The organism is Microbacterium oryzae (assembly GCF_009735645.1).
Taxonomy (GTDB): domain Bacteria; phylum Actinomycetota; class Actinomycetes; order Actinomycetales; family Microbacteriaceae; genus Microbacterium; species Microbacterium oryzae.
The window spans coordinates 1897981-1918075 of record NZ_CP032550.1; the positions used below are offsets into that span (position 1 = coordinate 1897981).

At 71.2% G+C, this 20095-nt stretch carries 20 protein-coding genes and 1 pseudogene; 9 read left to right on the top strand and 12 right to left on the bottom strand.

From position 1 onward, the window contains the following. Nucleotides 1–20: 20 nt before the first annotated feature. The gene (locus tag D7D94_RS08840) at nucleotides 21–1490 is read left to right on the top strand and encodes a MinD/ParA family ATP-binding protein (protein WP_156242266.1); all 1470 of its coding nucleotides are present in this window, start codon (nucleotides 21–23) and stop codon (nucleotides 1488–1490) included. Between the two features lie 315 nt (nucleotides 1491–1805). Here D7D94_RS08840 and D7D94_RS08845 read toward each other — a convergent pair whose 3' ends face one another. The 5 genes from D7D94_RS08845 to D7D94_RS08865 all read right to left on the bottom strand — a co-directional run bounded on the left by D7D94_RS08845 (nucleotide 1806) and on the right by D7D94_RS08865 (nucleotide 8854). Then, nucleotides 1806–4307 carry a DEAD/DEAH box helicase gene (locus tag D7D94_RS08845; protein WP_156242267.1) on the bottom strand — a complete coding sequence of 834 codons (2502 nt, stop codon included), beginning with the start codon at nucleotides 4305–4307 and terminating at the stop codon, nucleotides 1806–1808. Next, on the bottom strand, nucleotides 4307–5374 hold the full coding sequence (locus D7D94_RS08850) for a threonine aldolase family protein (RefSeq protein ID WP_156242268.1): 1068 nt from the start codon (nucleotides 5372–5374) through the stop codon (nucleotides 4307–4309). The genes D7D94_RS08845 and D7D94_RS08850 overlap by 1 nt, the downstream gene beginning before the upstream one ends. A 22-nt stretch (nucleotides 5375–5396) precedes the next feature. Further along, the gene (locus D7D94_RS08855; RefSeq protein WP_156242269.1) at nucleotides 5397–6068 is read right to left on the bottom strand and encodes an SDR family oxidoreductase; all 672 of its coding nucleotides are present in this window, start codon (nucleotides 6066–6068) and stop codon (nucleotides 5397–5399) included. After that, nucleotides 6061–7575 carry a DUF6421 family protein gene (locus tag D7D94_RS08860; protein ID WP_425486992.1) on the bottom strand — a complete coding sequence of 505 codons (1515 nt, stop codon included), beginning with the start codon at nucleotides 7573–7575 and terminating at the stop codon, nucleotides 6061–6063. Before D7D94_RS08860 ends, D7D94_RS08855 begins: the two co-directional genes overlap by 8 nt. Before the next feature lie 109 nt (nucleotides 7576–7684). Beyond that, entirely contained in the window at nucleotides 7685–8854 is a 1170-nt protein-coding gene (locus tag D7D94_RS08865) for an MFS transporter (protein WP_156242271.1), read from the bottom strand. 45 nt (nucleotides 8855–8899) lie between these two features. On the opposite strand from D7D94_RS08865, the gene D7D94_RS08870 reads away from it, so the two are divergent. Beyond that, nucleotides 8900–9547 carry an IMPACT family protein gene (locus D7D94_RS08870; protein ID WP_156242272.1) on the top strand — a complete coding sequence of 216 codons (648 nt, stop codon included), beginning with the start codon at nucleotides 8900–8902 and terminating at the stop codon, nucleotides 9545–9547. A 4-nt stretch (nucleotides 9548–9551) separates the two neighbouring features. On the opposite strand, the gene D7D94_RS08875 is transcribed toward D7D94_RS08870, so the two are convergent. After that, nucleotides 9552–10451, bottom strand: a complete 900-nt coding sequence (locus tag D7D94_RS08875; protein WP_156242273.1) for an NAD-dependent epimerase/dehydratase family protein — start codon at nucleotides 10449–10451, stop codon at nucleotides 9552–9554. 70 nt (nucleotides 10452–10521) lie between these two features. On the opposite strand from D7D94_RS08875, the gene D7D94_RS08880 reads away from it, so the two are divergent. After that, complete coding sequence (locus D7D94_RS08880) at nucleotides 10522–11940, top strand: amino acid permease (protein WP_156242274.1); 1419 nt, start codon at nucleotides 10522–10524, stop codon at nucleotides 11938–11940. On the opposite strand, the gene D7D94_RS08885 is transcribed toward D7D94_RS08880, so the two are convergent. Next, complete coding sequence (locus D7D94_RS08885; protein ID WP_156242275.1) at nucleotides 11918–12916, bottom strand: magnesium and cobalt transport protein CorA; 999 nt, start codon at nucleotides 12914–12916, stop codon at nucleotides 11918–11920. The genes D7D94_RS08880 and D7D94_RS08885 overlap by 23 nt on opposite strands. A 70-nt stretch (nucleotides 12917–12986) precedes the next feature. Between D7D94_RS08885 and D7D94_RS08890 the strand changes: the two genes are divergently transcribed. The 4 genes from D7D94_RS08890 to D7D94_RS14365 all read left to right on the top strand — a co-directional run bounded on the left by D7D94_RS08890 (nucleotide 12987) and on the right by D7D94_RS14365 (nucleotide 16251). Then, nucleotides 12987–13904 (top strand): aldo/keto reductase, encoded by a 918-nt coding sequence (locus tag D7D94_RS08890; RefSeq protein WP_156242276.1) that lies wholly within the window; start codon nucleotides 12987–12989, stop codon nucleotides 13902–13904. A 163-nt stretch (nucleotides 13905–14067) separates the two neighbouring features. Beyond that, nucleotides 14068–14328, top strand: coding sequence for a DUF6458 family protein (locus tag D7D94_RS08895; RefSeq protein ID WP_156242277.1), 261 nt, complete (start codon nucleotides 14068–14070; stop codon nucleotides 14326–14328). 4 nt (nucleotides 14329–14332) lie between these two features. Further along, complete coding sequence (locus D7D94_RS08900) at nucleotides 14333–15616, top strand: serine/threonine-protein kinase (RefSeq protein ID WP_156242278.1); 1284 nt, start codon at nucleotides 14333–14335, stop codon at nucleotides 15614–15616. After that, complete coding sequence (locus D7D94_RS14365; protein WP_216648648.1) at nucleotides 15613–16251, top strand: hypothetical protein; 639 nt, start codon at nucleotides 15613–15615, stop codon at nucleotides 16249–16251. The genes D7D94_RS08900 and D7D94_RS14365 overlap by 4 nt, the downstream gene beginning before the upstream one ends. Nucleotides 16252–16311: 60 nt before the next feature. Here the strand turns inward: D7D94_RS14365 and D7D94_RS08910 are convergent, their stop codons facing one another. From D7D94_RS08910 to D7D94_RS08920, 3 genes are all read right to left on the bottom strand, one after another. After that, nucleotides 16312–16455 carry a hypothetical protein gene (locus tag D7D94_RS08910; protein ID WP_156242279.1) on the bottom strand — a complete coding sequence of 48 codons (144 nt, stop codon included), beginning with the start codon at nucleotides 16453–16455 and terminating at the stop codon, nucleotides 16312–16314. Nucleotides 16456–16483: 28 nt separating this feature from the next. Then, the gene (locus D7D94_RS08915; protein WP_246171743.1) at nucleotides 16484–16726 is read right to left on the bottom strand and encodes a hypothetical protein; all 243 of its coding nucleotides are present in this window, start codon (nucleotides 16724–16726) and stop codon (nucleotides 16484–16486) included. 79 nt (nucleotides 16727–16805) lie between these two features. After that, nucleotides 16806–17198, bottom strand: coding sequence for a PIN domain-containing protein (locus D7D94_RS08920; protein WP_216648649.1), 393 nt, complete (start codon nucleotides 17196–17198; stop codon nucleotides 16806–16808). Between the two features lie 146 nt (nucleotides 17199–17344). Here D7D94_RS08920 and D7D94_RS08925 point away from each other — a divergent pair, with 146 nt between their 5' ends. Beyond that, nucleotides 17345–17998 carry a histidine phosphatase family protein gene (locus D7D94_RS08925; protein WP_156242280.1) on the top strand — a complete coding sequence of 218 codons (654 nt, stop codon included), beginning with the start codon at nucleotides 17345–17347 and terminating at the stop codon, nucleotides 17996–17998. Here D7D94_RS08925 and D7D94_RS08930 read toward each other — a convergent pair. Together D7D94_RS08930 and D7D94_RS08935 are read right to left on the bottom strand one after the other, a co-directional pair. Further along, nucleotides 17995–18420 (bottom strand): integrase core domain-containing protein, encoded by a 426-nt coding sequence (locus tag D7D94_RS08930; protein WP_173024265.1) that lies wholly within the window; start codon nucleotides 18418–18420, stop codon nucleotides 17995–17997. The genes D7D94_RS08925 and D7D94_RS08930 overlap by 4 nt on opposite strands. Before the next feature lie 59 nt (nucleotides 18421–18479). Next, a protein-coding gene (locus tag D7D94_RS08935) for an IS3 family transposase (protein WP_156242282.1) occupies nucleotides 18480–19651 on the bottom strand; the annotation gives its coding sequence in 2 pieces (ribosomal slippage) (nucleotides 18480–19375 and nucleotides 19375–19651; 1173 coding nt in all). Between the two features lie 67 nt (nucleotides 19652–19718). Here D7D94_RS08935 and D7D94_RS08940 point away from each other — a divergent pair. Further along, a pseudogene (locus D7D94_RS08940) lies at nucleotides 19719–20021 on the top strand (transposase); the annotation flags it as partial. Nucleotides 20022–20095 lie beyond the last annotated feature (74 nt).

Here is a 20095-nt window from a genome sequence, read left to right on the forward strand (position 1 = left end):
TCCTCCGAGGAGACGACCAGATGCTTGACGACGCGACGCGGTCCGGGCTCTCGGCGGTGATCCGCTCCGACGGATCCGCCGTGCTCACGGTCGACGAGACCCCTCAGCCCATCGACACCACCCTCGTCGAGGACGCCCGCCGGGAGATCGTGCGACGCGCGGCGGAGATCGCCGCGATGCTCGACACCCCCATGCACGTGATGGTGCACGAGCCGGATGGCGACTGGCCGCTGGTCGTCCACCCCGACGGCCGCGTGGACTCCTCCGAGGGCGCCGCCGGCTCCTCCCCCGCCGCGGCGCCGCGGCCCGCGTCGGCATCGCAGCCCGTCCCCGCGCCGCAGCCGGTCGCCGCACCCCGTTCCGCGGCCGCTGCTCCCGCCCCGGTCGCCGCACCCCGGCCTGCAGCCGCGCCAGCACCGGCCGCCCCCGCTTCGCCCGCCGCCGCTGCACCGGCGCCCGCGCCCGCGCCCGCTGCGGCAGCTCAGCCGACGCGCGCCGCCGCACCTGCGCCCACCGCCGTACCCGCGCCAACCGCCCCCGCCGAGCCCGGGAACGCCGGGCCGCGCGAGTCCTTCCTGACCTCCGAGCACGTGGAGGAGCCCGCGACGCGCGGCTGGCGCGGTGCGCTCGTCCGCGCGGGCGTCCGCGTGGCCCCGGGCCCCGCCGAGCTCGCCGAACGCGAGGACATCGCGGCCGTCGCCCGGCACTGGGCCGGCCCCCGCACCATCGCCGTCGTCAACGGCAAGGGCGGCTCCGGCAAGACCCCGGCCACCATCCTCACCGCGGCGGTGTTCGCGCGCTTCGGCGGCGCGGGCGTGCTCGCATGGGACAACAATCAGACGCGCGGCACCCTCGGATGGCGCACCGAGCAGGGTCCGCACGAGGCCACGCTGCATGAGTTGCTGCCGGAGACCGACCACCTGCTCTCCGCCGGCGCGCAGGCCGCTGACCTCGCGCGATACGTGCACCACCAGACGCGCGACCGATTCGACGTGCTGCGCTCGCAGCCGATGGTCCTCGCCGGCCGGCAGCGCCTCGACTCCTCGGATGTCGACCGCATCCACGCCGTCGCCGCGAAGTACTACCGGCTCATCGTCATGGACTCCGGCAACGACGAGTCCGACCCGATGTGGCTGCGCATGATCGACCACACCGACCAGATCGTCGTGGCGACCACGTCGCGCGCGGAGCACGCCGAGGCGGGCGCGCTGCTGCTCGAGGCCCTCGCCTCGCGCGACGAGCGCTCGGCGCGACTGGCGCAGAACGCCGTCACGATCGTGAGCCAGGCGGACCCGAACGCGCACCCGAGCGAGCAGCGCAAGGTCATCGACGGGTACCGGTCGATCTCCCGCGACGTCGTCGGCATCCCGTACGACCCGGCGATGATCGGCGGGCTGCTGCACTACGGCGCGCTCCGCCCCGCGACCCAGCGCGCCTGGCTCTCCGCGGGCGCCAGCATCGCCCGCGGCCTGGACACCCTGCGCGGCTGACGCGGACTGACCCTGCTGAGCCGCCGCTGAACGCGAGTTCGGCACCACCGAATCGAGCGCTCTCGGATTCGGTGGTGCGGAACTGCGGGATACAAGGCCCTAACTGCGACTTCGGCACCACCGAATCTGGCGCTCTCGGATTCGGTGGTGCGGAACTGTCGGATACTAGGCCCTAACTGCGACTTCGGCACCACCGAATCTGGCGCTCCTGTACTCGGTGGTGCGGAACTGCCCGATACCGGGCCCTAAGTGCGAGTTCGGCACCACCGAGCCAGACCGCGCCCTCCAGCCCCCGTCCGGTGGTGCCGAACTGCCCTACAGCCGCACGACCTCGGTCACGCGCAGGATGGCGGTGCCCGCCTCTGCGGACGCCTCAAGATCCACCTCGCCGCGGATCCGCCAGTCGTGGTCCCCGGCAGGATCGTCGATCGTCTGCTCGACGCGCCACGTCATGCCGTCCTCCTCGATGCGGCAGAGCGCCGGCGAGCGCGAGGCCCCGCCTGTGCCGACCGAGTCGTGCTCGGCGTAGTACCGGTCGAGCGCGTGCGGCCAGTCGATCTCGGGGTCGAGCGCCGCGAGCTCCTCATCTTTCTCGAGCGCCGCGAGCTGCACGCGCCGGAACATCTCGTTCCGCACGAGCACCGTGAACGCACGGCGGTTGACCGTGACGGATGGCGGCGCCGGCGGCACGACGGACGTCGCGTCGTCGCCGTCTGCGCCGGACGCGAGCGCCTCCCACTCGTCCACGAGGCTCGAGTCGACCTGGCGCACGAGCTCGCCCAGCCATTCGATGATGTCGCGCAGCTCCTCCGTGCGCGCCTCGGCGGGCACGGTCTGGCGGATGGCGCGGTATGCGTCGCTGAGGTAGCGCAGCACGAGGCCCTCGCTGCGGCCGAGCTGGTACCAGTTCACGAACTCGGCGAACGACATCGCCTGCTCGAACATGTCGCGCACGACGGACTTCGGGCGCAGCTCGAAATCGCGCACCCACGGCTGGCTCGAGGCGAACACCTCGAACGACTGCTGCAGGAGGTCGGCGAGCGGCTTGGCGTAGGTGATCTCCTCGAGCGCGTTCATGCGCTCCTCGTACTCGATCCCCTCGCGCTTCATGGCCGCGACAGCCTCGCCGCGCGCCTTGAACTCCTGCTGCGAGAGGATGGCGCGCGGATCGTCGAGCGTCGCCTCGATCACGCTCACGACGTCCAGGGCGTACGAGCCGGTGCCCACGCCATCCGCACCGCCCGCCGGATCGAGCAGCTCGATCGCGGCGAGCGCGAACGGCGACAGCGGCTGGTTGAGGGCGAAGTTCGGCTGCAGCTCCACGACGAGGTGGATGCGCCCATCGGCGTCCACCTCGACGATGCCCGCCTCACGGAGGGTCCGGAAGATCGCCAGCGCCCGCCGAGCGAGCGCGTATTGCCGCGCACGCGACTCGTGGTTGTCGAAGACGAGCGAGCGCACGTTGCCGAAGACGTCGCCGCCACGGCCGATGACGTTGATGAGCATCGCGCTCGTGATCTGCAGCTGCGGCTGCAGGGGCTCGGGCTCGGCGTCGACGAGCTTCTCGAACGTCTGCTCGCTCCACGACACGAAGCCGGTGGGCGCCTTCTTGCGCTGCACCTTCTTCCGCTTGGCGGCGTCGTCCCCTGCCTTCCGCAGCGCCTGGGCGTTCTCGATGTCGTGCTCGGGGGCGAGCACCACGACGTTGCCGTACGGGTCGTACCCCGCGCGGCCCGCGCGACCGGCGATCTGGTGGAACTCGCGCGCCGAGACCCGCCGCATGCGCGTGCCGTCGTACTTCGACAGCGCGGTGATCATGACGGTGCGGATGGGCACGTTGATGCCGACGCCGAGGGTGTCGGTTCCGCAGATGACGCGGAGGAGCCCGCGCTGCGCGAGCGTCTCGACGAGCCGGCGGTAGCGGGGCAGCATGCCCGCGTGATGCACGCCGATGCCCGAGCGGACCAGCCGCGACAGCGTCTTGCCGAACGCGGTGGTGAAGCGGAAGCCGCCGATGGCCTCGGCGATCTCGTCGCGCTGCTGGCGCGTGGTGACCTTCACGCTCGCCAGGGCCTGCGCGCGCTCCATCGCGGCCGCCTGCGAGAAGTGCACGATGTAGATCGGCGCCTCGCGCTCCTCGAGGAGCCTCTCGACCGTCTCATGCGCGGGATGGTCGGAGTAGGTGTGGTGCAGCGGCACCGGCCGCTCGGCTCCCGCGACGAGCGTCGTCTGCCGGCCCGTCCGTCGCGAGAGGTCCTCCTGGATGGCCGTGGTGTCGCCGAGCGTGGCGGACATCAGGAGGAACTGCGCGCCCGGCAGCAGGAGCAGGGGAACCTGCCACGCCCAGCCGCGGTCGCTGTCGCCGTAGTAGTGGAACTCGTCCATGACGACCTGGTCGACCTCGGTGTCGGCGCCGTGACGCAGGGCGAGGTTCGCGAGGATCTCCGCCGTGCAGCAGATGATCGGCGCGTCGGGGTTCACCGACGAATCTCCCGTGACCATCCCCACGTTGTCGGCGCCGAAGATGTCGACGAGCGCGAAGAACTTCTCGCTGACCAGGGCCTTGATGGGCGCCGTGTAGTACGTGCGGCCGCCCCCGGCGAGCGCGACGGCGTGCGCGGCGATCGCGACGAGCGACTTCCCGGTTCCGGTCGGGGTGGCGAGGATGACGTTGCTGCCCGAGACGAGCTCGATGACCGCCTCGTCCTGCGCGGGGTAGAGCGCGAACCCGCGCTCGTCCGCCCACTCGACGAAGGCGTCGTAGAGCGCGTCCGCGTCGCCGGCGGTGGCCCGCGCTCGCTCGAGCAGCGAGGCCATCAGCGCGTGGTCTCGCGGGCGATCGCCGCCACGAAGGCGTCGATGTCCTCCTCCGTCGTGTCGAAGCTGCACATCCAGCGCACCTCGGCGGTCGCGGCGTCCCAGTCGTAGAAGCGCACGGTCTCGCGCAGCCGGTCGGCGACGCCCGCGGGCAGGATGGCGAAGAGCCCGTTCGCCTGCGTCTCGCGCGTGAAGCGCACCCCGCGGATCGACCCGTCCGCCACACCCGCCTCGACGGCGGCGCGGAGCCGCTGCGCCATGGCGTTCGCGTGCTGCGCGTTGCGGAGGTAGAGGTCGCCCTCGAACAGCGCGAGCAGCTGCGCGGACACGAAGCGCAGCTTGGAGGCGAGCTGCATGTTGAGCTTGCGGAGGTACGTGAGCCCCGTGGTCGCCTCGGGGTTCAGCACGACGATCGCCTCGGCGAGCATCGCGCCGTTCTTCGTGCCGCCCAGCGAGAGCACGTCGACGCCGGCGTCGCGCGTGAGGGCGCGCAGCGGCACGTCGAGCGCGGCCGCCGCGTTCGCGATGCGCGCGCCGTCGAGGTGCACGTGCATGCCGAGTCCGTGCGCGTGGTCGGCGATCGCGCGGATCTCCTCCGGCGTGTAGATGGTGCCGAGCTCGGTCGCCTGCGTGATCGACACGACGAGCGGCTGCGCGCGGTGCTCGTCTCCCCATCCCCAGGCCTCGCGGTCGATGAGCTCGGGGGTGAGCTTGCCGTCCTCCGTCGGCACGCCGAGGATCTTCATGCCGCCGATGCGCTCGGGGGCGCCCTGCTCGTCGGTGTTGATGTGGGCGGTGGTCGCCGCGACGACGGCTCCCCAGCGCGGCAGCATCGACTGCAGCGCGGTGACGTTGGCGCCCGTGCCGTTGAACACCGGGTAGACCTCGAGCGGGCCGCCGAGCTGCTCGGTCAGCACCTCGCGCAGGCGCGCGGTGTAGACGTCCTCGCCATAGGCGATCTGGTGGCCGTCATTGGCTGCCGCGATCGCGGCGAGCACGTCGGGATGGATGCCGGCGTAGTTGTCGGAGGCGAAGCTGCGGAGATTCGGGTCATGCAGTGAGGTCACCGACCCAGCCTATTCTCGCCATTCACGGCGGGAGTTCGCTCACGCGGTCGTTGGCCTCATCCGCGGGCATCGACCACAGCCCCGCGTAGGCGTCGGCGAGCCGGCCCTCGAGCCCCGCGAGCGCCTTCACGCGGAAGATCGTCGCCGCCGATGCGGGCGCCTCCTTCGCGAACCCGTGGGCCATCGCACGCACCCACGCCTCGCTCGCGGCCTTCACCGCCGCGTAGTTCGCCCCGCCCGCGAGCGGCCGCGCAACCGCCGTCGACGAGACGATCGCCACCCGCGCGCCGGGTGAGGCGATGAGGGATGGCCAGAGCGCTCGCGTCACGAGGCGGAGCGACGTGAACGACGCCTCGAGCGCGCGGTAGTCCTCGTCGCTCTGACCGGGGATCCCGCCGCCTCCGCGCCATCCGCCCACGAGGTGCAGCAGACCGTCGAGAGGTCCGACGGCCTCGGCCAGCACGCGCACCTGCCCCGGATCGACGAGATCGGCCTCGACGGTGTCGAAGCCGGCCGCGGCGAGAGCGGCGAGCTTCTCGGTGTCACGGCCGGCGACGATCACGCGGGCGCCGCCATCCGCCAGCCGCCGCGCGACCGCGCGGCCGGCCGCGCTCGTGCCCCCGGTGAGGAGAACCGCACGGGGCGGATCTGCAGAGGGGAGCACGGCGCGGCCGGCGGAGGCGGGTTCAGTCATCCGTCCCGCGGATGCCCGAGGTCTGCGCGATGACGTCGCGCATCTTGCGCTCGAGCGCCTCGTAGAACATCGACAGCGGGAACTCGTCGTCGAGGACCGCGTCGGTGTAGCCGCGCAGCGGGCCCGCGAGCACCTCATCGGGAAGCCCCCGCGCCCACCTCGAGGCGGGGTGCGGCGTCAGGACCGAGCGCACCAGGTCGTACGCGGCGAGCCAGTGCGCGGCCTTCGGCCGGTCGATCGAGCGCCAGTAGAGCTCGTCGATCGCGTCGCCGAGCGCCACGACGGCCGCCGGCACGGCCTTCCAGTCGAAGGCGAGCGCAGTGTCGGTCCAGTGCAGGGCGCCCCGCTGGTGCAGCCACGCGAACAGCAGCTGGCCGCCCAGGCCGTCGTAGTTGCGGACGCGGCTGCCCGTGATCGCGAACCGGAAGATGCGGTCGAAGATCACGGCGTACTGCACGAGCCGCGCCTGCGCGAGCGTCTCCTCCTCCACCGCATCGAGGCCGTCCGGATCGAGCTCCTTCGCCGCCGTGAGGCGCCGCTGGATGGCGACGCTCTCGCGGAACGCGGTGAGGTCGCACCGCAGCTCCTCCAGCGCGTAGAGGAAGTACGGCATCCGCTGCTTGATCATGAACGGATCGAAGGGCAGGTCGCCGCGCATGTGGGTGCGGTCGTGGATGATGTCCCACATGACGAAGGTCTGCTCGGTCAGCCGCTGATCGTCGAGCATGCGGGCGGCTTCGTCCGGCAGCTCGAGCTTGGTGATCTCCGCCGCGGCGCGGACGACGCGGCGGTAGCGGGCGGCTTCGCGATCCTGGAAGATCGCGCCCCAGGTGAAGGTCGGCACCTCCCGCACCGACACGGTCTCGGGGAACAGCACCGCGGAGTTCGTGTCGTATCCGGGTGTGAAGTCGACCAGGCGCAGGCTCACGAAGAGCCGATTGCTGTACGAGGTCGCCTCGAGTCGCGCGACGAACGGCGGCCAGATCACCTCGACGAGGAGCGCCTCCAGATGCCGGTCGCGGGAGCCGTTCTGCGTGTACATCGGGAAGACGACGAGGTGGCCGAGGCCGTCGACGCGGTGCTCCTCGGGGTGGAAGGCCACGAGCGCGTCATGGAAGTCCGGCACGCCGAAGCCGTCGTCGACCCAGCGCTCGAGGTCGGCGACGACGGCATCGAGGTAGGCCGCGTCGTGCGGGAAGCGCGGTGCGAGCTCGCGCACCGCCTCCTGCACGCGCTCCACCTCGGCGCGGGCGGCCCCATGATGCGCGGCGTCCGGCACGGAGCCGTCCGACGCCTGCATCCCCTGGATCGCGATCGCGGCCGCCTTGAGACGGAGCCACGCCGCGGACTCCGCCACCGGGCCATCCGCCCCGGCCCCCTCGAGGCGGCGACTCTCGACGCGGCTGTCCTCGACTCGGCCGTCCTCCATGCGGCCGTCCTCGAGGCGGCCGTCCTCGACGACCTCGGGCTCACCGATGATCGCCTTCGTGCTGCGCACCTGGCTCATGGACATGGGAACCTCCGATCGTGAGGCTCGGGCCGCGACATCGCGGCGGTGGGTGTCGTGAGGCCAGGTTATGCGGCGGGACGCGATTTGGGGAGGGTCGGCGGCCGACTCAGCGGCGGCCGCCGCGCCCCAGGACCACGCCGACGACGGTCTGGCTCGTCGTGATGACCACGAGGAGCACGAGCGTCGGCGTCCAGCTGCCGGTGTGCTCGGCGAGGAACCCGGCCGCGAACGGGCCCGCCGCGGCCAGCAGGTAGCCGAGGGACTGGGCCATGCCCGACAGCTTCGCGGCCTCGCCGTGACTGCGCGCGCGCAGGCTCAGCATGGTCAGCGCCGCGACGAGCGAGGCGCCCTGCGCGAGGCCGAGGAGGACGAGCCAGAGCGGCAGCGCATCCGGCCACACGAGCATGCCGGCGGTGCCGATCGCGAGGGGCGCGGTCGCCACGAGCATCCCCGCGGACTGGTCGCGGCCATCCCGCAGCAGCCGCGGGATGAGGAGCCCGCCGACGACGCCCAGCAGGAGGAAGACCGACAGGTGCAGGCCCGCGGTGGCGGCGGGGGTGCCCCAGGACGTCTCGATGGTCGGCAGCCAGGTCGCCAGCACGTAGAACGTCGTGGACTGCAGCCCCATGTACGCCGTCGCGAGCCACGCGGTGCCCCAGCGCCAGATGCTCGGATGGTGCGGCACCGGCACCGGCTCGAGCGCGGGCGAGTGGACGGCCGGTCCCGCGATGCGCGGCAGCCACGCCAGCGCCACGAGGAGCGCGAGACCGGCCCACACGACGAGCGAGAACCGCCAGTCCACCAGGTGAGCGAGCGGCACCGACAGCGCCGATCCGGCGGACGCCGCCAGCGTGAGGAACGCCGTGTAGAAGCCGGTCGCGAGCGACACGCGCTCGGGGTAGTCGCGGCGGACGAGCACCGGGGTGAGCACGTTGCCCACGGCGATGGCCGCGCCGATCGCGAAGGTGCCGATCCAGAGACCGGCGTCGCCCGCGTACGAGCGCACCACGGTGGCCGCCACCAGCGCGACGAGCGCGACGAGCACGGCCCGGTCGTCGCCGAAGCGCGCGGCCATCCGATGGACCAGCGGCGAGACCGCGGCGAACGCGAGGAGCGGCAGCGCCGTGAGGATGCCGAGGGCGCCCTCGCCGAGACCGGTGTCGGCCCCGAGGTCGCCGAGGACCGGTCCGACGGAGGTGATGGCGGGGCGGAGGCACAGCGCGACGAGGAAGACGAGCGCCGCCATCCCGCCGGTTCTGCGAGCGTGCGCGTTCATCCTTCGATCTCATCACGCCGGGGGCGGGTCGGTATCCTCGACGGGATGACCCGCCGGTTCCCGTCCACGATCGCCGCGACGGTGGAACACGAGCTCGTCATCCGCAAGTCGCGCTTCATCGCCCACCTCGAGCCGGTCGCCTCGCCGGAGGAGGCCGACGCCGTGATCGCGGCCGTGCGGAAGCGCGCGTGGGATGCACGCCACAACTGCGTGGCCATGGTCACCGGCGTCCTCGGCGATCAGGCGCGCTCGTCCGATGACGGCGAGCCGTCGGGGACGGCCGGCATCCCCATGCTCGAGGTGCTGCGCCGCCGCGAGCTCACCGACGTCGTCGCGGTCGTCACGCGCTACTTCGGGGGCATCAAGCTCGGCGCGGGCGGGCTCGTGCGCGCGTACTCATCGGCGGTGTCGGAGGCGCTGGACCTCGCCGCGATCGTCCGCCGCGAGGCACTCACGCAGGCGCTCGTCGACGTGCCGCACGCCGATGCGGGTCGCGTCGACAATCTGCTGCGCGACTGGGTGCTGCACCACGGCGCGACGCTCGGCGAGACGACCTACGGCGCGGCGGCGCGGTTCGAGCTGTGGGTGCCGGCGGATGGCCTGCGTCGCCTCGCCGAGGATCTCGCCGCGGCCTCCGGCGGCGTGCTCGCGCCGGTCGTCGGCGTCGAGCGGATCGTCGACGTCGCGGCGTAGCGCCTCAGACCTCGTCGCGCCAGGAGTGCTGCGGCGCGAATCCGAGGAGGCGGCGCGCCTTGTCGATCGAGAGCAGGGTCTCGGTGCCCGCGACGTCCCGCTGCAGTGGCATCTCGGGGAACACCTCCGCGGCGAGCTCGGCCGACGCGCGCGACATCACGGTGTCGGCGGCCGCGATGATGAAGTTCTCCGCGCCGACGATCTCGCTCTCGACCGCGAGACGGCACGCCTGCGCGCCGTCTCGCGCGTCGATGTAGCCCCAGGCGTTCCAGGAGCGCAGCCGCGGGTCCGCATCGAAGTCGGGGAACGCCGCGTAGTCCGCAGGCTCCATGACATTCGAGAACCGCAGGCCGATGAAGCCGGCGTCCGGGCACCAGCGCGCGAAGTGGCGGGCGTTCTCCTCGTCGACCGCCTTGCTCAGCGAGTACGACGTCTGCGGGCGCACCGCGTACTCCTCGTCGGCCGGCAGATACGGCGGCGGCGTCTCGTCGAAGGACAGCCCGAGGAGCGTCTCGCTCGAGGCGAAGACCACCCGGCGGACGCCCGCCAGGCGCGCGGCGGAGAACAGGTTGTAGGTGATGGCGGTGTTGTTGGCGAAGGTCGCGGCATCCGGGATGAGACCGGGGGCGGGGATGGCCGCGAGATGCACGAGCGCGTCGACGCCGCGCCCCGAGCCGACGGGGAGCGCACCGTAGTGCTCGTCGATGTGCGTGAGCACCTGCACGGCCTGGCCGTAATCGCTGAGGTCCGCCTGGAGGAAGCGCACGCCGTCGGGGAGCGTCGCGGGGCGGACCCGATCGACGGCGGTCACGGCGTACCCGTGCTCGGCGAAGTGCGCGACGACCGCCCGCCCGAGCTTCCCGCTGCCTCCGGTGATGACGATCTGCTTCGCTGCGCTGTCCACGCGCCCACCCTATGGCCCCAGCCGCCCTCTCACCCGACTCCGGGCCATCCGCTGGGAGAATGGAGGCACGATGTCTGAATCCGCGACCCTGCGCCGGGGCCTCTCCGCTCGTCACATCCGCTTCATGGCCCTCGGCTCCGCGATCGGCACCGGCCTCTTCTACGGATCGTCCGCGGCCATCCAGGCGGCCGGCCCTGCCGTGCTGCTCGCGTACATCGTGGGCGGGGCCGCGGTGTTCATGGTGATGCGGGCGCTCGGGGAGATGGCGGTGCGCCATCCGGTCGCCGGCTCGTTCGGGCAGTACGCCGCGCGCTACCTCGGGCCGCTCGCCGGGTTCGTCACCGGATGGACCTACGCCTTCGAGATGGTGATCGTCTGCCTGGCCGACGTCACCGCGTTCGGGATCTACATGGGGTTCTGGTTCCCCGACGTGCCGCGGTGGATCTGGGTGCTGTCGATCATCCTGTTCATCGGCGCGCTGAACCTGCTGAGCGTGAGGATCTTCGGGGAGCTGGAGTTCTGGCTGTCGCTCGTGAAGGTCTCCGCCATCGTCGCGATGATCGTCGGCGGCGTCGCGATCATCGCGTTCGGACTCGGCAACCAGTCGGAGAACGCCTCGGGCGTCGCCAACCTGTGGGCGCACGGCGGCTTCGCCCCCGAGGGGTTGGGCGGCATCGTCGCGAGCCTGGCCGTGGTGATGTTCGCATTCGGCGGCATCGAGATCATCGGCGTGGCCGCGGGCGAGGCCCAGGAGCCCAAGCGCGTGCTGCCGCAGGCGATCAACACCGTGCCGCTGCGGATCCTGCTGTTCTACGTGCTCACGCTCGGCATCATCATGACCCTGGTGCCGTGGACGTCGATCACGGGCGAGGCGAGCCCGTTCGTGTCGATCTTCTCGACCCTCGGCATCCCGTTCGCGCCGCACATCCTCAACGCCGTCGTGATCACCGCCGCGGTCTCGGCGATCAACTCCGACATCTTCGGTGCGGGGCGCATGATGTTCGGCCTCGCCCAGCAGGGTCAGGCGCCGGCCGCCTTCGCGCGGACGTCGCGCCATGGAGCCCCGCTCGTGCCGGTGCTCATCCTCGTCGCGACCCTGCTCGTCGGCGTGGTGCTGAACGCCGTGATCCCGGAGCAGGCGTTCCTCCTCATCGCGTCGGTCGCGACCTTCGCGACGGTCTGGGTGTGGCTGATGATCCTGCTCGCGCACGTGCGGATGAAGCGCGAGATCGCGCGCGAGCGGCGCCTGCCGTCCGAGTTCCCGGTGCCGCTGTGGCCGGCGGCCTCGTACGCGGCGACCGCGTTCGTGCTGTTCGTCGTGGTGGTGCTCGGCATCGTCCCCGAAACCCGGCCCGCGCTCGTCGTGGGGGTGGTGTGGCTCGGCGTGCTGTGGCTCGCGTTCACGCTGTTCGTCCGCGAGCGCGGACGCGCGGTGCCGGAGCTCGTCGACGCGACGGCGCCCGCCGCTACATCCACCTCCGCCACTTGAAGACGCCCCAGAGCGTCACGCTCGTCGCGGCCATGAGAGCGAGCGCCATCGGGTACCCCCAGACCCATTCCAGCTCGGGCATGTGCTCGAAGTTCATCCCGTAGATCCCGCCGACGAGCGTCGGCCCGAAGAGGATGGCCGCCCATCCGGAGATCTTCTTCACCTGCTCGTTCTGCTGCAGCGACGTCTCCGTCTGACGCTGCGTCACGATCGTGGCGTGCACGGTGAGCGCGTTGTCGAGGATCGCCCGGAACGCCGCGATCCGGTCGTTCAGCCGCAGCACGTGGTCGTGCACGTCGCGCAGCAGCTGCGACAGCTCCCCCACGACGCCGTACTTCTCCCCGCCGCGCAGCAGCCCGTCGAGCATCCCGCCGAGCGGCTGCGTGCCGCGCTGGAACGCGATCACCTCGCGCGAGAGCTCGTAGATGCGGCGGGAGAGCGACGTGTCGGTCTCGGTGAAGAGCGCGTCCTCGATCTCGTCGATGTCGTTCTCCACGCCGCTGACGACGGGCGCGTACTGGTCGACGACCTCGTCGAGGATCGCGTACAGCACCGCCTCCGGGCCGAGCGCGAGCAGGCCCGGCTCCGCCTCCATCCGCTGCCGCACGCGGGCGAGGTTCGGCGCCTCGCCGTGTCGCACGGTGACGACGAAGTCGGGCCCGACAAAGACGTGCAGCTCGCCGAACTCCACGGTCTCGGTGGCGTCGATGTACCAGGCCGGCCGCAGCACGACGAAGAGCGTCTCCCCGTAGCGCTCGAGCTTCGCCCGCTGATGCCCCTTGCGGGCATCCTCGACCGCGAGCGCGTGCAGCTCGAACTCCGCCGCGACCGTCGCCAGCTCCTCCGCGGTCGGGCGCAGCAGCCCGATCCACGCCATCCCGTCCTGCGCCCGCACGTGCTCGAAGGTCATGTCGAGGCTCGGCGGATCGGCGATGCGCACGCCGTCGACGTACACGGCGTTGTCGATGATGGGCATCCGCCCATTCTCGACGACCGCGGCCGTCGTGCGTCATGCTGGAGGCGATTCGCGACCGATGGAGGCGCCCATGTCCGTGCTCGACCCCCGCCCGCTCGGCTCGACGCCGCTCGTCGTCAGCCCCATCACGCTCGGCGCCTCGTCGCTCGGCAACCCCGAGCGCTCCCCCGCCGATCCCGTCGCCCTCGCGGAGGAGATGCTCGACGCCCCCTTCGCGGTCGTCGACACCTCGAACAACTACGCGGGCGGCGCGAGCGAGACCGCGCTCGGCCGCGCTCTCGAGGCGCGCGGCGGGCTGACGGACGGCCACAGCATCGTCACCAAGGTCGACGTCGGCCCGGACGGCCGCTTCGATCGGGATCGGGTGTGGCGCTCGTTCGAGGAGAGCGTCGAGCGGCTCGGCATCGAGCGCTTCCCGCTCGTGCACCTCCACGACCCATGGGCGACCACCGTCGAGGAGGCGAGCGCGCCGGGCGGCGCCATCCAGGGGATGGTCGAGCTGCGCGAGCAGGGGCTCGTCGGCTCGATCGGCATCGCGGTGGGCGAGATCAGCCTCGAGACCGCCTATGTGCGCACCGGGGTGTTCGACGCGCTGCTCACGCACAACCGGTTCACGCTCGTCGACCGGCGCGCCGAGGAGCTCATCGCGGAGGCGAACGAGCGCGGCATGGGCGTGTTCAACGCGGCGCCCTTCGGCGGCGGGCTGCTCGCCGGCGCGAGCACCCGCTATGCCTACCGCGAGGCTCCCGCCGACCTCCTCGCCTGGCTGGGCCGGCTTCGCGGACTCTGCGCCGAGTGGGGGCTCGCCGTCCCCGCGGCCGCGCTGCACTTCTCCCTCCGCCACGCGGGGATCCACTCGACGGTGGTCGGGGTCGGCCGGCCCGAGCGCATCCGCGAGCTCGAGAAGCTCCACGCCACGGCCATTCCCGACGACTTCTGGCCCGAGGTGGAGAAGCTCGGCACCCCGCCCTCCACCATCGACGACTGAGCGTGGGCACGGGAGGGCTACCCTCCCGTCACCGCCATGTCAACCGCGCGACGTGCGCGCGGCATTGCCGGTACATCTTGATGAGCCGTCGACGCGGTGACAGGCGACCCGAGCCCGTCCGTCGGCCGGCGCACAGCGCTCAGAGCGCGGAAGGAGCACCACCATGGGAATCGGATCCGGCATCGCCCTCATCGCGATCGGCGCCATCATCGCGTTCGCCATCGACGTCGACATCGCGGCCATCGACCTCACCATGATCGGCTACATCCTCATGGCCGCCGGTGTGCTGGTCTTCCTCATCAGCCTCGTCCTGATGATGCGGCGACGCAGCGCGGTCTCCACCCAGCGGACGGCTGTCGACCCGGCCAGCGGTGAGCGCATCACCACGCGGCGGACCACCGACAACGGAGAGCCGCTCGCCTGACGCCATGTCCGACCTCCTCCACGGGCCCGCCACCGGCGAGCTCCTCGACGGGCGCTATCGCCTCGTCTCCCGGGTGGGCGCGGGCGGGATGGCCACGGTCTACCACGCGCGAGACGAGCTGCTCGGGCGCGACGTCGCCGTCAAGCTGTTCCGGCCGATGCCCGACGACCCGCAGTCCCGCGAGCGTCGCCGAGCCGAGACGCACCTGCTCGCGACCCTCAACCATCCCTCGCTCGTCACGCTGTTCGACGCGCGCGTGGACGAGGACGACCATCCGTACCTCGTCATGGAGTACGTCGAAGGGCCCACGCTGCGCGATCGGATGGCCGCGGGCACGATCTCGAGAAGAGAGGTCGCGGAGACGGGCGCGGCGCTGGCCGACGCCCTCGCGGTCGTCCACGAGGCGGGCATCGTCCACCGCGACGTCAAGCCGTCGAACGTGCTCCTGCGCACCGCTCAGCTGCCCGGGATCGCCCCCTCGGTGACGCTCGCCGACTTCGGCATCGCCTACCTGCTCGACTCCAGCAGGATCACGACGCCCGGCACGATGATCGGAACCGCGGCGTACATCGCGCCGGAGCAGGTGCGCGGCGAGCAGCCCGCGCCGCCGTCGGACATCTACGCGCTCGGGCTGATGCTCCTCGAGATGCTGACGGGACGTCATCCCTTCCCGGCCGGCACCCCGCAGGAGGTCTTCGCGCTCCGACTGACCGGGGAGCCCGAGATCCCGGCCGACCTCGGGCCGCAGTGGCGGGCCCTGCTGACGGCGATGACCGATCGCGAGCCGGATCGCCGGCCCTCCGCCGCCGAAGTCGCCGACGCCGCGCGCGCACTCGCGGCGGAGGAGAGAGAGCGCGACGCCGACACCGCGTCTCTCGAGACGACGCAGCTGAGCGCTGTGGCCCCGGGCACCGCCCTGCTCGACACCGCGCCTCCCGACGCCGCTCATCGCGCCTTCGTCACGGCCGACGCGCCTGCCGCCGCCGATGACGCGACGCGCCCGTTCCCCGTCGAGCCGTCGAGCCTCGTCATTCCGATCGCGCGTGCGGATTCGGCGACCCCGCTCTCCTCCTTCGGCAGCGCCCCCGAGCGCGCTCCCTCCCGTCGCCGGGCGCTCGCGATCACCGTGGCCGCGGTGATCGCCGCGGCGCTCGTCGCGCTGGCGCTGGCGATCGGCGGGCCCACGCTGTTCGGCTCGTCCGAGCAGCCGGATCCGCCCGCCCTGCCGCAGGTCGACGACCCGCTGGGCGGTCACCTCGATGACCTCATGGAAGCGGTGATCCCGTGAGGCGGCTCCTGCTCCCCGGCGGCGTCGTCCTCGCCGGCGTCCTGCTGACGGGATGCGCGGCGGACGCGTCCGACTCGCAGACCACCGCGACGCTGCAGGACGGGGTCGTCGAGATCGCCGAGAGCGCCGCCTCGGGCGACCACGACGCGGCCCTCTCCTCCCTCGACGCGCTCGCGCAGGACGTGGACGACGCTCTCGTGGCCGGCGACATCGACGGCGGCCGAGCGGTCGCCATCCGGGATGCCATCGACGTCGTGCGTGCGGACCTCGAGACGCTCGCGGCTCCCGAGCCCTCACCGACGCCGAGCGAGCCCGTGCAGGAGGTCGCGACCGAGCCGCCCGCAGAGGAAGAGGCTCCCCCTGCTCCCGAGGCGCCCGTCACCGAGGCGCCCGAACAGGAGGCGCCGGAGCCCGAGACCGAGGCGCCCGAGCCGGAAAGCCCGGAGCCGGAGGTCACCGAGCCCGAGGTCACCGAGCCCGAGAACCCCGGAAACGGGAATCAGGGCAATGGGAACGGCAACAACGGCAACGGGAACAACGGCAACGGGAACAACGGGAACGGCAACAACGGCAATGGGAACGGGAACCAGGGGAACGGGAACGGCAACCAGGGCAAGGGGCACGGAAAGAAGTAGGCCGGCCGGTTCCGCTCTCGCGGAGTCCCGGCCGGCCTGAATCGAACCCGTGGGCGCGGGTCAGACCTCTTCGTCGCGGTCGACGTCGGTGTACTGCCCCGGCTGCTCGACGGTGCGGTTCGGACGCTCCTGCCCGTCCGGCTCCTCCACGTCGGTGTACTCCCCGGGGTCCTGCTGGTCGTCTCGACCCGTCTGCGTGCTCATGATCGCTCCTTCGCTGATCGTCTCGGGGTCACTCCGGTTCCGGAGCGCCCTCCTCGCCGGGGATCTCCGCGTCGATGACGCCGATCCCGATGGCGTGGTGGCTGGCGTCGTCGTTCACCTGCGGCTCGTCGGCGCGGGGCTCCTCGCCGGGCTCCTGAGAGGTGCTCGGCGCCTCCAGCGTCGCGTCCGCGCGCTCCTCCTCGGGGCGCATGTCGACGGCTTCCTCGTTCTCGGTGGACGTCTCCGTGGACGGGCGTTCTGCATCGGTCATATACGGCCTCCTCGTGTCGCCACCATCCTGGAGGATGAGCGGCCCTGGCACCACGGGTTGACCCGAGCGCCGGAGGAGATTAGGCCTCGGGCGGAAGCGGCGCGTCCCAGGGCTCGGCCTGCGCGACCGTCTGGTCGGAGTCGTGGACGGTCACGGTCTGGTCGAGCAGGCTGACACCCACCTCGTCGGCGCGCACGCGATGCGCGGCCTCGTCGGCAGCGCCATCCTCCCCGGTGCCCGCGAAGAAGACCCGCATGCGCCCGGTGCTGCGCTGCGCGGCCTCCACGAGTGCGGTCGCCTGAGCGCCGCTCACGAGCACGTCGTACGCGGCTGCCGGTCGCCCCTCCTTCACGCCGGCGGCGCGGTCGACCTCGTCGAGGACGAGCACGCGGGCCCGGGCGTACGGCTCGCCCTCGCCGCGGTGCAGCTCCGAGATCTGCTCGAGGTCGCCGATGCGCGTGATGTAGGTCATGGTCGTGACTCCTCCTGGTGGGATGGCGGCACGCTCACGGTATGCAGGCGGGCAGGGCCGCTGACAGGGGTTGACACCACCCGGCATCGGGACGAGGTGCGCACCGGAGCGGCGCCCGGGAGACGCAGGGAGACTACGGTTGCCGTGTGCTCGCGAACGATCCACTGCTCGACCACCCGGCTCCCGACAACCCGCAGGGGAAGCTCGTCCTCCTGCGCCATGGCGAGACCGAGTGGTCGAAGGATGGCCGGCACACCGGGCTGTCGGACATCCCGCTGACCGCGCGCGGCGAGGATCTCGCCCGCGGCGCCGGCGAGCTGGTCGCCGACTACGACTTCTCCCTCGTCCTGACGTCGCCGCTGCAGCGGGCGCGCCGCACCGCCGAGCTCGCGAATCTGCACGCCGAGGTCGATCCGCTCCTCGTCGAGTGGGACTACGGCGGGTACGAGGGGCGCACGACGATGGACATCCGCCGCGAGCTGGGGTACAACTGGAGCGCCTTCACCCACGGGGTGATCCGCGGCGAGACGCCCGGAGAGACCGTGGAGGAGGTCGCCGCACGGGCATCGCGCGTGCTCACGCGCGTGCTCCCCGCCATGGCGGAGGGAGATGTGGCGCTGGTCGCGCACGGCCACTTCCTGCGTATCCTGACGGCGGTGTTCCTGCGGATGACACCCCGCTTCGCCGCGCAGATCACGCTCGATGCCGGATCGGTGTCGGTGCTGAGCTTCTACCGCGAGCAGCCGGCCATCCTGTCCTGGAACTACGGACGCCAGCTCCCTGAATCGCCCCGGGTTTAGTGGAGGGCGAGTTCTCCCAGCGCCGGCTGGCGCTGGGGGTTGACCTCACGGTAGTACTCGTTCTCCTTTTCGATCGGCGTGAGGTATCCGATCGATGAGTGCAGCCGGTTCTCGTTGAACCAGTGCACCCAGGACAGCGTGGCGAGTTCGAGGTCATCGGCGCCGCGGAACGGACCGTCGATCTTCACGCACTCAGTCTTGTAGAGCCCGACGACGCTCTCTGCGAGGGCATTGTCGTAGCTGTCGCCGACGGTCCCGATCGATGCGATCGCGCCGACTTCAGCGAGCAGGTCTGTGTAGCGCAACGCGGTGTACTGCGACCCGGCGTCCGAATGTTGGATGACGCCGGTGATGTTCTGACCGGCCCGGTCGCGCACCCACAATGCCATCTCGAGGGCGTCCAACGGCAGGTCGGTGGGCATCTTCGACATCGTCCGCCACCCGACGATCGGGTCTGCTGAGGCTTTGATTGAGTCCGGTGTTATGCCGCCAGGGCGACGGCTTCCATCATTATGGTCTCGAACTCGACTGGGGTCAGTTTTCCGAGGCGACGCTGGCGGCGTTTGCGGTGGTAGACCCCTTCGATCCATCTCAAGATCGCCAGTCTGAGCTCGTGTCGAGTGGCCCAGGGGTGCCGGTCGAGGACGTTCTTCTGCAGCAGCGAGAACCAGCTCTCCATGGCGGCATTGTCTCCGCATGCCCCGACCCGGCCCATCGATCCACGAAGGTAGTGGCGCTTGAGGGCCTTCACGAATTTCCTGGAACGAAATTGACTGCCTCGATCCGAATGCACGATCACACCGGTCGGGTTGCCGCGGTGCGCGACGGCCATCTCGAGCGCGCTCACCGCCAGCCTGGCCTTCATCCGCGAGTCGATCGCGTAGCCGACGATCTTGTTCGCCCACACGTCTTTGATCGCGCAGAGGTAAAGCTTGCCCTCCGCGGTCCAGTGCTCGGTGATGTCGGTCAGCCACAGCTGGTTCGGGGCGTCGGCAGTGAAGTCGCGGTGCACGAGATCATCGTGCACCGGCGGGCCTGCCTTCCGGTAACGGCGCTTGCGGGTCGTGATCACCGACCGGATCCCCGCGAGGCGGCACAGCCGCCACACGCGCCGCTCGGACACCCGATAGCCGAGATCGGCGAGGTCATCCGCAAGCACCCGATACCCGCCCTCGGGGTCCTCCTCGTGCAGCTGCCGCAGCACCTCGATGAGATGCTGCTCCTCTGCTTCCCGCGCCGAGACCGGGTTCTTGAGCCACTGGTAGTACGCCTGCTCGGAGAACCCGAGCACCCGGCACGCCACCGCGACCGGCACCCTGACAGGGGCACCGGCCGCGGCCATCTCGCGGACGAGCGGGTAGATCATTTTGAGGGCGTGATATGCGCCTGCGACAGATACGCCGCAGCCCGACGGAGCACCTCGTTCTCCATCTCCAGCTCCCGGATCCGCTTGAGCGCGGCCGCCATCTCACGCCGCTCCTGCGGATCGGTCGACGGGGTCATCCCATGAGACTGGAACTTCGCATCACGCACCCAGGTCTGCAACGCGGTCTTCGAGACTCCGAGGTCCTTGCACACCACCTTCTGCGCGATGCCGGACTCCACAAGCGCGACCGCATCCCGCTTGAACTCGTCCGTGTACTTGATCGGCATGACTGCCATCCTTCCAGCGCAACCCTCCCAGGATTACGCGGTCAAGGACTCAATCAAAGCCTCAGCAGACCCGTCACTGCCCGGCTGCTGGCTGCTCGTCGAATGGCCCGACGACGCCACCGAGCCCACCGACTACTGGCTCTCCACCCTCCCGGAGAACACCCCGATCGCCGAGCTGGTCCGGCTCGGCAAGATCCGGTGGCGCATCGAGCACGACTACCGCGAACTCAAGCACGGCCTCGGCCTGAACCACTTCGAAGGCCGCACCTGGCCCGGCTGGCACCACCACGTCGCCCTCGTCACCGCCGCGCACCTCTTCATCACGACCCAGCGCCTCACCGCCGACCCAAAAGCGGCGGGGGCAGCCTGAGCTTCTACGACACCCTCCGCGAGCTCCAGACCGCGATCATCCGTCTTATGTCATGCCGTCCCTACTGCCAACGA